The sequence below is a fragment of the Caballeronia sp. GAWG1-5s-s genome, from assembly GCF_023631445.1.
In the GTDB taxonomy this organism is placed as follows: Bacteria; Pseudomonadota; Gammaproteobacteria; order Burkholderiales; family Burkholderiaceae; genus Caballeronia.
Genome location: NZ_JALQDC010000023.1, coordinates 218,819 through 230,865, shown reverse-complemented (window position 1 = coordinate 230,865; position 12,047 = coordinate 218,819). Strand labels below are relative to the sequence as shown.

Sequence of the window (12,047 nt, the reverse complement as noted above, 5' to 3'; positions counted from 1 at the left end):
ATATGTCCATCCGCATTGGCGATGAAGCCCCCGATTTCACCGCAGAAACCACCGAAGGCCCGATTCGCTTTCACGAGTGGATCGGCGACAGTTGGGCGATCCTCTTCTCGCATCCGAAGGACTTCACGCCCGTCTGCACCACCGAGCTCGGCTATATGGCGAAGCTGAAACCCGAGTTCGACAAGCGCAACACCAAGATCATCGGCTTGTCGATCGATCCGGTCGACAATCATGCCAAGTGGGCGAAAGACATCGAGGAAACGCAGGGCACGGCCGTCAATTACCCGATGATCGGCGATGCGGACCTGACCGTCGCCAAGCTCTACGACATGATTCATCCGAATGCGAGCGGCGGCGGTCCGCGCACGGCCGTCGACAACGCCACCATTCGAGCCGTGTTCATCATCGGTCCGGACAAGAAGATGAAAGCGACCTTCACGTATCCGATGAGTGCGGGCCGCAACTTCGACGAAGTGCTCAGGTTGCTGGACGCGCTGCAACTGAACGCCAAGCACACCGTCGCTACGCCGGTGAACTGGAAGCCGGGCGATGACGTCATCATCCCGACCTCGGTTTCCGACGAAGACGCCAAGAAAAAGTATCCGGAAGGCTTCAAGACGCTCAAGCCTTATCTGCGTACGGTCGCGCAGCCGAAGTAAGCGGCTGCCGGACCTTCCGTGCGCTGTGCGGTGTCCCGCGCAGCGCATGTTCTCAGACGTGCCCCGTGCGTCTTTCCGGGGACGTGTCGACTTCTCCCGGACGGCGCAGCATCTTGTCCACTTCACCCGCGTGCAGTTCTTCGGTCTGAATCATCTGCCGCGCATATTCTTCGAGCGCGACCGAGCGGTCTTCCACGAGTCTCAGGAGATCGCGATAAAGGTCCAGCGCGACTTTTTCTGCTTGCAGCGACTCGCGAAGAATGGTTGCGATATCGAACGTGTGATTGTCCAGGAGCGGGCCGATTTCCAGCGATGGATACGCACCGAGCGTGGTGATCCATTCGCCCGCCTGATGCGCGTGCGTCAACGATTCATCCGCCTGCGCGCGCAGCCATGAAACGATCGGTATGCGCCCGAACCCGAAGACGAGAAACGAATAGTGCGTGTAACGCACGACGCCGGCGAGCTCGGATTCGAGAATCCGGTTCAATACGACGACGATCTCTTCCTTGTCGAGTTCTGCCATCTCTGCCTCCGAGTTCTCAATGCCGAGCGGCTGGCACACCGAATCATTGACCGAATCATCGATCCATTGTAGTCATTGATTCCTGCACTCGCATTGGAAAAGGCAGAGGCGATTACACGGCTTCTTCGATCCACATCGACGCAGTACGCTCGAGCATGTGCGACATGATTGACCGCGCGCTGTCTGCATCGCCCGCGTCGATGGCGCGGACCACTTTGCCGTAATCGCTGATCTCCGACTCGGGCATGCGCGAGAGCCCCTGAGAGTGATTGCGCAACGTGGCTTTGATGGTCCTCATGGCCACACGCACCACGCTACCCATCTGGCGCAGAATCTCGTCGCCGCTCGCATCGAGAATAGCGGTCAACAACGCTTCTTCCGTGGCCGCATGGGAAGTCTCTTCGGGACTCGCATGCACGAGCCGCTGAAACGCGGCATTGATCCCGATGCGCTGATGCCTGTTCGCACGCGCCGCCGCAAGCGCGGCCGCCGGTGGATCGACGAGCGACCGAAACTCGACGAGACGTCGCAGACAGTCTGGATCGGGCAGGGCACGCAAGCGCCACTCGGCCACTTCAGAATCGATGATGAGCCACTCGTGCGCAGGCCGAATGCGGGTGCCTGTCTTCGGCCGCACGTCCAGCATGCGCCGCGAGATGAGAACGCTCAATGCCTCGCGCATGATGGTGCGGGAGACACCATGCTTCTGCGAAAGAAGGATTTGAGGCGGCAGAATGTTGTCCTTGTATTCTCCGTTGATAATGCCCGCGACGAGTTGGTTCACCACGCGCTTGACGAGCGATGCTTCATATCCATGGTTCATTTTTTGTTCTCGTGAAAACACCCCACGCTCCGGCTGCGCGTCGCCCGTTGCCGGGCCGCTACCGCTTTTCCTGCCATGCGGCGCCTCGGCGCGCCGTATATTGGTCTCCCTACATTGCCTGCCTTCCCGGCACCTTCGGCCGGGAAGGCGTGCAGCACATACCCCATAGCGGTCGGTCATGGTCTGGAAACTCGCCGTCTATCCGCTGCAGCAAGCGTATCGTCCCTCGGCATGCTTTAACAATATGGTTCATTGGGAATTCGACTGACTATCGTGCGTCGTCCCACAAAGTTGCGCCGGCATACAAAGCGCAAGCGTTTGCGGGTCCAAGCCCGCGCCGGAAGCCTTGAGCGGTGTTGTGATATTTTCCCGTTGCAAAGCGAACGGACTTCGCGTGATGCAGTGACCAGGAGAAAGGAAACATGAAGATTGCTGTCATGGGTGCGGGCGCAGTGGGCTGTTATTACGGCGGCATGCTCGCTCGCGCAGGACATGAGGTTGCGCTGATTGCACGGCCCCAGCACGTCGAAGCAATCCAGCGCGAAGGCTTGAGACTCGACACGCAGACTTTCGATGAGCGCGTCCGCGTTGCGGCCAGCACAGACGCGAGCGCGGCAGAGGGCGCGCAGTTGGTGCTGTTCTGCGTCAAGTCGACGGATACGGACGGCGCCGCACAGGCACTTGCGCCTTATCTCGATCCCCGCGCGCTGGTCTTGTCACTGCAAAACGGCGTGGAAAATGCCGAGCGTTTGCGCCAGTCGCTGCCGCAAGAAGTCGCGGCGGCCGTAGTCTATGTCGCTGCGGAAATGGCCGGTCCGGGGCATATTCGACACCATGGGCGTGGCGAACTGGTCATCGAACCTTCGAGCATGAGCGAAGACGTCGCGCATATGTTCGCCGCCGCGAGCGTGCCTACCGAGATATCGGACAACGTGCGCGGCGCGTTATGGGCGAAGCTCGTTCTCAACTGTGCGTACAACGCGCTTTCGGCCATTGCACAGGTGCCTTATGGACGACTGGTTCAGGGCGAGGGCGTCGCACGCGCGATGCGCGATGTCATCGACGAGTGTGTTGCCGTCGCCAAGGCCGATGGCGTGAAGCTCCCCGGCGATGTGGATGCCGCCGTGCGCCGCATCGCGGAGACCATGCCGAACCAATATTCGTCTACGGCCCAGGATCTCGCGCGCGGCAAGCACAGCGAGATCGATCACCTCAACGGTTTGATCGTTCGTCGCGGTGAAGCGCTGGGCGTGCCCACGCCCGCTAACCGCATGCTGCACGTGCTGGTCAAGCTGGTCGAAGCCAAGGCGGAATGAGAACGCGGCGGGCAGCGCAGGAACGACCGATGCTAAATGTTGGGAGCAGGCGCAGAAATGCTGTCGCGCCGTCTAACAACTGGAGGATCTGTCATGAAGTCGATCGTTAAAGCAGTCGCTGCTGCCGCTGTGCTCGCTGCCCCGGCGCTTTGCTTCGCGCAAACCGGCTCCGCTGTGGATCGCGGTCAGGTGCAGCAGGATCTGCGGCAGGTAGAGGCCGCAGGCTATAACCCGGGACAGTCGGATCGCACGACCTACCCGAGCGACGTGCAGAAGGCAGAAAGCCGCGTCTCGGGCCAGAATGGTGCAACGCAGGGCGCAACGAGCGCATATGGTGGCGTCGACAGCGGGACATCCGCAGCGGGCATGCGCGCATTGCGACCGATGAACGATGCAAACAAGCCGGTCTACTTCGGGCACTGATTTCCGGCGAGAAGCACATCATTGACGGCGGGCTGCTGCGAGGGGGTTGAATGGACGCCTTCGCAGCAGCCCTTCATGCTTATTGGTGACGCTCGGGCCCTTAAGCCTGATTGCACCTGTCTATGACTATTTCAATTCACTACGCATTAAACGGCCATTGAGATCGCCCGTGTCAATACTGTGCAATTGATACGTTTTCCGGCAACGTTTGTTCAATGAGCGGTGCTTAGTCAGCTTGGATAATAAAGATAATCTTCAGCGACTACGTATGAGTTCGCTTATCGGCTCTGGGCCAATGACTCATGCGGACGCACCAGAAGGAAAAACTACCGGTTGACAGTTTGATGAAAAATACGAGGCTGCAAAAACAGCATTCTGTTCTTGGTTAGGCGCGATATGTTTGCTAGCATGTAAACACCATCGAGCTCAACCAACAACGGCCATCGCCCGGTGGGACAGCATTCATCGTTAATGATTGTCGCGTCCTGACAATCGCTTGCCGAACGTTGACGCAATGCTAACGGAATCTCTCACTCTTTGACTGCGTTCCAATCTTCGCATCGAGCGAATCGACGCTAATTGGCCGTGCCAGTCATGTTGAACATGACTGTGAGTATCGGCATTTCTCTTTGCTTTGACAGTTGAAGCAGGCCAGTTTCAGCCGCCATCGGCTTTCGCGGATGGTGTGCAGTCGCGCGCCTGCAATCCGTGATATGGCGGGAGGGAAAGTGGAAACCGAACTGAGTCTGAAACTGGCAAAGGCATTAAGACGCTGTGCATTACATCGGCAATTACTGACTTATCAGCGTTTCCATGCCTTGTGCGACAAGAGCGTGCCGCTTACACAGCGATACGCCGCTTTAGAGTCCGCCGTCAGGACGCTGGGCGACGTCGAGGATATCGACTATGGCGTGCTTCTGGCGCTCGACAGCGGCTTGCCCGGGGCCGAGTTCTTTCAGCGCTACTTGCGCTACCGCCGCGGCGAATACGTCGCAATGATGGGCGACCCGAGATTCCATCGTCAAACAGTGGCCTCGAAGAAGGCCCTTGTCGCCCGAGAGCGCGACCGTGTCTACGCACATGCGCGCCTTGCTGCACAAGATGCCGTGAATCCCGCGATGGCCGCCTGGAGCGGAGAGAGCATATGGGCGGTGCCTTCGTCTACCACATCACAATGACTCAGGCGCTGCCATAGCCGCCAATCACTAGCTTATTCAAACGAAATGTCGGAAGCCGACATTGCTAAGTCGACTTGCTCAATATAATCGCGACAACCAGCACACCGACGCTGCGGATCTCGCACGACGAATCCCGCGGCAAAAGGCGAGCAAAGGGAGCGGGGGCATCCCTTGGGATTCGTGTACGTCGCCAGAGCGAGGACAGAACAATGAGACCGGTCGTATTCGGTGGGCGATTGGGGTGGCTGCATGCAGGAACGGGTAAGCGGGGCGTCGTGCTTTGCAATACCTATGGCCATGAGTATGTCTGGACCTATAGCGGCTTGCGTCTGCTTGCGGAGTTGCTCGCAGCCCAAGGCCTTTGGGTCTTGCGTTTCGACTACATCGGCACTGGTGATTCCATCGGCGACGATGCCGCGCCGGGTCAGTTCCAGTCGGCAGTCGATGACATCGGCGCCGCCGTCGATTTCCTGAGAGAGCAGACGGGCGTCGAACATGTGGCGCTTTGTGGCTTCCGGGTGGGCGCTGCGTTCGCGTTGCATGCGGCACTGCGCCACCCCGTGGACGAGCTCGTGCTCCTCGCGCCCGTTGTGAGTGGACGCACGTACATGCGCGAACTCAGTGTGACGCGCAAGACGTGGCTCGAAAAGCTCGCTGCGCCGTTGCGCGAAGTACAGCCACAGGACGGTCCGCTGAACGTTCTCGGTCAAAGCTATGGCGAAGACTTCAGGCGTGATCTGGAAGCCGTCGATCTGGCAGCCAGCGTCAAACAATCCGGCATTGCACCCGCGCCCCGCGTCCTGTTGATGCACGGACGTGCCGGTTCGAAAGACGCGCTACGCGATGCGCTGGCTTCGCTCGACGTCGATGTACAAGTTCAGACCTTCGACGACCTCACCGGATTCATTCAGGAATCGGCCTTCATGGTGATGCCGCATGCAGCGTTCGCGCAGGCGGTGCAGTGGCTTGCCGACGGATCGCATGAGCGTTGCAACGAACCATCGATGACATCTGAATGGCCCGAAGACTTAAGCATCGAAACGCCCGAAGCCATTGAGCGACCCGTGAGAATAGGCGAGGACGGGCTCGTCGGCATCATGTGCGAACCGCGCCGTCCAGCGTCGCGTGGCTCCGCATTCCTGCTTGCCAATACATCGGCGAGTTCGCGAGTAGGCGATAGTCGGCTCTCCGTGCGCATTGCGCGCGATCTCGCAAGACGTGGCATCGCTTCGTTGCGTTTCGATGCGCGTGGTCGCGGCGATAGTCCCGCTGCACCCGGCGTGGGTCAGACCGATACGCCCTATAGCCGGATCTATCATCCGGTCGCGACACGCGATACCGCGGCGGCCGCGCGATGGCTCTCGCAACGCGGCTACGCGTCGATCTACTCGTTCGGCATATGTTCCGGCGCCTATCACGCACTCAAAGCGGCCGCGTCCGAGCCCGCCATTACAGGCGTGATCGCCGTGAACATTCCGACGTTCAAACAGCCAGAGGACAAGTCGGCGGACGAGATGCGTCAATCGACACGCAATTCGATGGCGGGCTACGCAGCCTCGATGTTCGAGTTGCAGAAATGGAAAGCGATACTGCGCGGCGATAAAAACCTGCTGCGCGTGCTCGGCTTCATTGCGGGTTATGCCGGGACGCGCATACGTTCGCGCATCGCGGACATGTTCCGCCTCGACAGTTCCACGGTTGCATCTGTCGAGCAAGCGACGACGCCCCAAGCGATCGCTCGCGTGCTCGATGCCAAGGGCGTCAAGACCTTGCTCGTCTATGGCAGCTATGACGCGGGGCTCGATCTGCTGGCCGCGCATTGCGGCAAGCTGGGCGTGCGCTTGTCGCGATACCCGAATGTCCGCGTGATGACGTTTCCGGACATCGACCATTCGCTATTCAATCCGGCGAGCGCGGCGCAAGTCATCGCGCTGTGCGAAAGCGTCATCAAGGAAACGAACGCGCCGGTACGAGAGGGGACATTGGGCGTGCGCGCGCCCGCTGTCTCCTGAGCGAATCTATCGCACGCCGACGCGATAGCGCGTGGTCTGACTGTACCGCTCTCCGGGCCTCAGCACCACGCGCGACGCATCCGCCATATTGATCTGGTTCGGAAACGCACCGGCTTCGAGGCACAGCCCCGCATGAATGCGATACGGCTTGCCGTCGCGGCCGGGCACGCCTTGCAGAAAGTTGCCGGTATAGAACTGCAAGCCGGGCGCGTCCGTCGATACGGTCAGCTCTCGGCCGCTCGCGGGGTCGTACAGCACCGCGACCTTGCGCACGCCGCCATCGTTCGTATCCGGCAGGATATAGCAATGGTCGAAGCCGCCGGCGCGTGAAAGACGAGCATCGGGCCAGTCCAGTCGCGCGCCGATCGGCGCACCCGCGCGAAAGTCGAACGCATTGCCGACCACGCTTGCGCGAGCGACGGGAATCATCGCGTCGTCTATGTCGAAGAAGCTATCGGCGTCTATCGCAATGACATGGCCGCGTATATCGCATGCGCCAGGCGCACCGTCGCCGGACAAGTTGAAATACGCATGATTCGTCAGATTGATGGGCGTGGGTGCGTCCGCGACAGCATCGTATTGGATCGTGAGCGTGCCGTCGTCGTCGAGCGCATAGCGCACGGTCGTTATGACGTTGCCCGGAAAGCCGGCGTCGCCTTCCGGCGACTCGTGAGTGAGTACCAGTGCGCCGTCGCTCTCGCGTGCGCTCCAGATCGCCCGATGAAACCCCGCTGCGCCGCCATGAAGATGTTGCGAGCCTTCGTTGCGATCCAGCGAATAACTCACTCCGTCCAGCATGAAGCGGGCGTCGCGAATGCGATTGGCCCATCGCCCGATGATGCCGCCCAGATACGCGCGACCCTTGAGATAGGCTTCGGGCGTGTCGTGTCCGAGCAGAACGTCGGCGACGCGGCCCGCGCGATCCGCTGCATGCCATGAGACGAGCGTCGCGCCGAGATCGCTGATCGCGACTCTCATGCCGTGCGCGTTGCGCAGCGTGAAGAGACGCACGCTGTCGCCGCCTGGCAGGCTGCCCCAGCGCTCGGCGGAGATTCGGTCGGCGTTCGTTCGGGAAGCGCCCTCGGTGTCGGCGATATTCATAAGTCGATACCCTTCGTGGCGTCAGGCGGTGTGCGAAGACGAGGCCTGAAGCCGTTCCTGATATTCACGCGGCGTGCAATCGAGCTCGCGCCTGAAAACGGCGTACATGTATTGCAGCGATGTGAAGCCACAGCGTATCGCCACTTCCGCACTGGGTATGTCCTGTTTCGCAAGCAATTGCTTGGCCACCTGTAGCTTGTGGCTGAGGATTTCCTGATGCACGGTGCAACCCAGTTCGCGCCGGAAGTGATCTTCGAGCGAAGAACGCGATACACCGACGTAATCGGCCACCTGGTCGGTCTTGATGCCCTGGCATCCGTATTGGCGAATGTAATGGCGCGCGCGCATCACGTAAGGGCTCGCCACGGGCTGATGACGCGTGGATTCGAGTACGTTGATGCCGACCGGCGGCACCAGTATTCGCCGCCCTGCAAAGCGCGCCCCACCGAGCATCTGATGCAGCAAGTGCGCGGCCGTTCGTCCCATTTCCTCTGTTCCCTGAATCACGGAAGACAGCTCGATGCGCGTGAGCGAGCGCGTGAGCGGATCGTTGTCGATACCGATGATCGCGACTTCCTCGGGCACCGCAATGCCCGAAATGAGGCACGCTTGCAGCAGATGCCGAGCACGCGCATCGGTGACGGCGATGATGCCGACGGGCTTCGGCAGACTTTGCAGCCACGATGTGAGCTCGGCGCTCGCCTGGCTCCATACCGGGGCGCTCGTCGGCAAACCGCGATGGATCTCCGCTTCGAGTCCGTCCGCCTCGACCAGCGCCTGAAACGCGCGTTCGCGCTCCTGAGCCCAGCGGTTCTCGCTCGATTCCGGCAGGCTGTACAGCGCAAAGCGCTGCAGTCCCGCGCTGATGAGATGCGTATAGGCGAGCGATACGAGCTTGGCGTTGTCTGTGGCGATATACGGCAACGATGCGGGGTAACACGCTGCGTCGTGATACGAACCGCCCACGGCGACGACAGGAAGCGGGCAATCGGCGAGTGCTTCGCAGACGGCGGGGTCATCGAAATCCGCGATGATGCCGTCGCCGTCGAAACGTTCGATACCGGTCAGCCGCGCCCTGAAATCCTCTTCGAGAAAGAGGTCCCAGGCGACCCGCGTAGAGAGCAGATATTGGCCGATGCCCGTGATGATCTCGCGGTCGTACACCTTGTTTGCGTTGAAGAGCAACGCTATGCGATGCGGACGATTCATGAAAATCTCTTAGCGGACTTAAGGGTTTTCCATATGTGAAGCGCGACTGCCGACTATGCAGCCGCTTCATTCTAATGGCATGCGTCAATCAACTCGGGCCATTGCCAAGAATCGCTAATCGCGCTGGCGAATTTCGCAATTGAAGCACCGGGCGCGCGGCTGGCAGCATGGCGTCACTCTAAAGCGCGACTCGAATGCGCGCATTCGAAAACAGGAGACGCGATGCCTTCGCTCGAACATCTTCCGAGCGCCCGTTTCGAGGGCGCGGGTTCAGACAATCCGTTCGCTTATCGTCATTACGATGCCGACAAGATGGTCCTCGGCAAGCGTATGGCCGATCATTTGCGGCTTGCCGTATGTTACTGGCATTCGTTCGTGTGGCCGGGCGTGGATGTGTTCGGCGCCGGCACGTTCGATCGGCCGTGGCACAAGCCGGGCGATGCGATGGAAATGGCGCGCATGAAAGCCGACGCCGCGTTCGAATTCTTCGGGAAACTCGGCACGCCGTTTTATACGTTCCACGATACCGACGTCGCGCCCGAAGGCGCGAGCATTCGCGAATACGTCGACAACTTCAAGCGCATGCGTGAGTACCTCGCGAGCAAGCAAGAGGCAAGCGGCGTGAAGCTGCTCTGGGGCACGGCGAACCTGTTCTCGAATCCGCGCTATGCAGCCGGCGCCGCCACGAACCCGAACCCGGACGTATTCGCCTTCGCCGCCACGCAAGTGCGCGAGGCGCTGCAAGCCACGCTCGATCTCGGCGGCGAGAACTACGTGCTGTGGGGCGGCCGCGAGGGCTACGAGACCCTTCTGAACACGGATCTCAAACGCGAGCGCGAACAGCTTGCGCGCTTCCTTGCGATGGTCGCGGAACACAAGCACAAGATCGGCTTCAAGGGCGCACTGTTGATCGAGCCGAAGCCGCAAGAGCCCACCAAGCATCAATACGATTACGACGTCGCGACCGTGCATGGCTTTCTCACGCAATTCGGCCTGCAAGACGAGTACCGCGTGAACATCGAAGCCAATCATGCAACGCTTGCCGGCCATTCGTTTCACCACGAGATTGCGACGGCCTTCGCGCTCGGCGTTTTCGGCAGTATCGACGCAAATCGCGGCGATCCGCAAAACGGCTGGGATACGGATCAGTTTCCGAATAGCGTGGAAGAACTCACGCTCGCGCTATACGAGATTCTGCGCAACGGCGGCTTCACGACAGGCGGCATGAATTTCGATTCGAAGGTACGCCGACAGAGTATCGATGCCGAGGATCTGCTGCATGGCCACATCGGCGCAATCGACGTCATTGCGATAGCGCTCGAACGCGCAGCGAGGCTTGTCGAGAACGATCGGCTCGCCGAGTTGAAAGCAGACCGCTATGCCGGTTGGGAATCCGAATTCGGGCGCAAGGTGTTCGCGGGCGGCTATTCACTCGACGCACTGGCGAACGATGCCATCTCTCGCGGAATCGATCCTCGACATGTGAGCGGCCAGCAGGAGCGCCTGGAGAATTGGGTCAACCGCGCGATCTACGGTTGAACGACGCCAAAAAACGTTAGCGCGAGCGGTCGATTTCGCAATTGCAGCGCGGGCGAATAGCGGCCACTCTTCGAGTCGAAACAATCAAACCGACGCCTGCGAACACGTATTCGCGGCGCACTGTATGTAACGCCGGGCGCTCTCGCACGACTACGCCCGCGGCCATCCAAAACAGGAGTGAGACATGAAATCATCCATTCGCCGTTCGGTATTGAGTTCGCTCGTCTGCGCCGCCATGTGCGCGGGCTTTTCACTGGCGGCGCCGCTCGCGCATGCAAGCAAGGACAAGCCCGAGATCGGCTTTTGCATCGACGATCTGCGTGTGGAGCGCTGGTCGCGCGATCGCGACTATTTCGTAGCGGCCGCCACGAAGCTCGGCGCGAAAGTGTCGGTGCAGTCCGCCGACGCAAGCGAAGCGCGTCAGATCTCGCAGATCGAGAACCTCATCTCGCGTGGCGTCGATGTCATCGTGATCGTGCCGTTCAATTCGAAGACGCTCGGCAATGTCGTGGCGGAAGCGCACAAGGCAGGCATCAAGGTCGTGTCGTATGACCGCCTGGTGCTCGATGCCGACGTCGATGCGTATATCTCGTTCGACAACGAAAAGGTCGGCGAATTGCAGGCGCAAGGCGTCTATAACGCGCAACCCAAGGGCAATTACTTCCTGCTCGGCGGCGCCCCCACCGACAACAACGCGAAGATGCTGCGAGAAGGGCAGATGAAAGTGCTGAAGCCCGCTGTCGATCGCGGCGATATCAAGATCGTGGGGCAGCAGTGGGTGCCGGAATGGAGCGCATCCACGGCGCTGCGAATCACCGAGGATGCATTGACCGCGAACAACAACAAGATCGATGCGATCGTCGCATCGAACGACGGCACGGCGGGCGGCGCCATTCAGGCGCTAGCCGCGCAGAAACTCGCGGGCAAGGTGCCGGTGTCGGGACAGGACGCCGACCTCGCCGCGGTCAAGCGCCTCGTGGCCGGCACGCAGACCATGACGGTCTACAAGCCTCTGAAACTCATTGCAGGCGATGCCGCCAAGCTCGCCGTCGATCTCGCCAAGGGCGACAAGCCCGCGTTCAACGCGAAATACGACAACGGCAAGAAGCAAGTCGACACGGTCCTGCTGCAGCCGACATTGCTGACCAAGTCCAATGTCGATGTCGTCATCAAGGACGGCTTCTATTCGCAAGCGCAACTGGCCGGCAATTAATGGTCCTGCGGGCGTTGCCTTAGGCGATGCCCGCTTCGTTCAGCACAG

General features: G+C 60.4%; 11 protein-coding genes. 7 read left to right on the top strand and 4 right to left on the bottom strand.

The annotated features are described in order from the left end of the window. The first annotated feature begins 2 nt into the window (after positions 1–2). A complete protein-coding gene (locus tag NCR34_RS17620) occupies positions 3–659 on the top strand; it encodes a peroxiredoxin (RefSeq protein WP_175941559.1) in 657 nt (218 codons plus the stop codon). Between the two features lie 52 nt (positions 660–711). On the opposite strand, the gene NCR34_RS17615 is transcribed toward NCR34_RS17620, so the two are convergent. Then, a complete protein-coding gene (locus NCR34_RS17615; RefSeq protein WP_250500706.1) occupies positions 712–1,185 on the bottom strand; it encodes a ferritin-like domain-containing protein in 474 nt (157 codons plus the stop codon). Between the two features lie 112 nt (positions 1,186–1,297). Then, positions 1,298–2,188: a FadR/GntR family transcriptional regulator gene (locus NCR34_RS17610; RefSeq protein WP_250500705.1), complete on the bottom strand. Its 891-nt coding sequence runs from the start codon at positions 2,186–2,188 to the stop codon at positions 1,298–1,300. Between the two features lie 242 nt (positions 2,189–2,430). Between NCR34_RS17610 and NCR34_RS17605 the strand changes: the two genes are divergently transcribed. The 4 genes from NCR34_RS17605 to NCR34_RS17590 all read left to right on the top strand — a co-directional run bounded on the left by NCR34_RS17605 (position 2,431) and on the right by NCR34_RS17590 (position 6,937). After that, complete coding sequence (locus tag NCR34_RS17605; RefSeq protein WP_250500704.1) at positions 2,431–3,324, top strand: ketopantoate reductase family protein; 894 nt, start codon at positions 2,431–2,433, stop codon at positions 3,322–3,324. Positions 3,325–3,417: 93 nt separating this feature from the next. Then, positions 3,418–3,747 (top strand): DUF4148 domain-containing protein, encoded by a 330-nt coding sequence (locus tag NCR34_RS17600; RefSeq protein ID WP_250500703.1) that lies wholly within the window; start codon positions 3,418–3,420, stop codon positions 3,745–3,747. A gap of 728 nt (positions 3,748–4,475) precedes the next feature. Then, positions 4,476–4,925, top strand: a complete 450-nt coding sequence (locus tag NCR34_RS17595) for a hypothetical protein (protein WP_250500702.1) — start codon at positions 4,476–4,478, stop codon at positions 4,923–4,925. A 209-nt stretch (positions 4,926–5,134) separates the two neighbouring features. After that, positions 5,135–6,937 (top strand): alpha/beta hydrolase, encoded by a 1,803-nt coding sequence (locus NCR34_RS17590; protein WP_250500701.1) that lies wholly within the window; start codon positions 5,135–5,137, stop codon positions 6,935–6,937. Between the two features lie 6 nt (positions 6,938–6,943). On the opposite strand, the gene NCR34_RS17585 is transcribed toward NCR34_RS17590, so the two are convergent. Next, the gene (locus tag NCR34_RS17585) at positions 6,944–8,038 is read right to left on the bottom strand and encodes an aldose epimerase family protein (protein ID WP_250500700.1); all 1,095 of its coding nucleotides are present in this window, start codon (positions 8,036–8,038) and stop codon (positions 6,944–6,946) included. Positions 8,039–8,059: 21 nt separating this feature from the next. Continuing rightward, the gene (locus NCR34_RS17580; RefSeq protein WP_250500699.1) at positions 8,060–9,247 is read right to left on the bottom strand and encodes a XylR family transcriptional regulator; all 1,188 of its coding nucleotides are present in this window, start codon (positions 9,245–9,247) and stop codon (positions 8,060–8,062) included. A 222-nt stretch (positions 9,248–9,469) separates the two neighbouring features. On the opposite strand from NCR34_RS17580, the gene xylA reads away from it, so the two are divergent. Then, on the top strand, positions 9,470–10,786 hold the full coding sequence (gene xylA, locus NCR34_RS17575; protein WP_250500698.1) for a xylose isomerase: 1,317 nt from the start codon (positions 9,470–9,472) through the stop codon (positions 10,784–10,786). Positions 10,787–10,970: 184 nt separating this feature from the next. Next, positions 10,971–11,999, top strand: coding sequence for a D-xylose ABC transporter substrate-binding protein (gene xylF / locus NCR34_RS17570; protein WP_250500697.1), 1,029 nt, complete (start codon positions 10,971–10,973; stop codon positions 11,997–11,999). Positions 12,000–12,047 lie beyond the last annotated feature (48 nt).

What these genes read in the sequence shown, in the direction of transcription:
- NCR34_RS17585 (WP_250500700.1), bottom strand. Translation starts at nt 8,038, where the DNA reads ATGAATATCGCCGACACCGAGGGCGCTTCCCGAACGAACGCCGACCGA.
- NCR34_RS17610 (WP_250500705.1), bottom strand. Translation starts at nt 2,188, where the DNA reads ATGACCGACCGCTATGGGGTATGTGCTGCACGCCTTCCCGGCCGAAGG.
- NCR34_RS17605 (WP_250500704.1), top strand. Translation starts at nt 2,431, where the DNA reads ATGAAGATTGCTGTCATGGGTGCGGGCGCAGTGGGCTGTTATTACGGC.
- NCR34_RS17580 (WP_250500699.1), bottom strand. Translation starts at nt 9,247, where the DNA reads ATGAATCGTCCGCATCGCATAGCGTTGCTCTTCAACGCAAACAAGGTG.
- NCR34_RS17590 (WP_250500701.1), top strand. Translation starts at nt 5,135, where the DNA reads ATGAGACCGGTCGTATTCGGTGGGCGATTGGGGTGGCTGCATGCAGGA.
- xylA (WP_250500698.1), top strand. Translation starts at nt 9,470, where the DNA reads ATGCCTTCGCTCGAACATCTTCCGAGCGCCCGTTTCGAGGGCGCGGGT.
- xylF (WP_250500697.1), top strand. Translation starts at nt 10,971, where the DNA reads ATGAAATCATCCATTCGCCGTTCGGTATTGAGTTCGCTCGTCTGCGCC.
- NCR34_RS17615 (WP_250500706.1), bottom strand. Translation starts at nt 1,185, where the DNA reads ATGGCAGAACTCGACAAGGAAGAGATCGTCGTCGTATTGAACCGGATT.
- NCR34_RS17600 (WP_250500703.1), top strand. Translation starts at nt 3,418, where the DNA reads ATGAAGTCGATCGTTAAAGCAGTCGCTGCTGCCGCTGTGCTCGCTGCC.
- NCR34_RS17620 (WP_175941559.1), top strand. Translation starts at nt 3, where the DNA reads ATGTCCATCCGCATTGGCGATGAAGCCCCCGATTTCACCGCAGAAACC.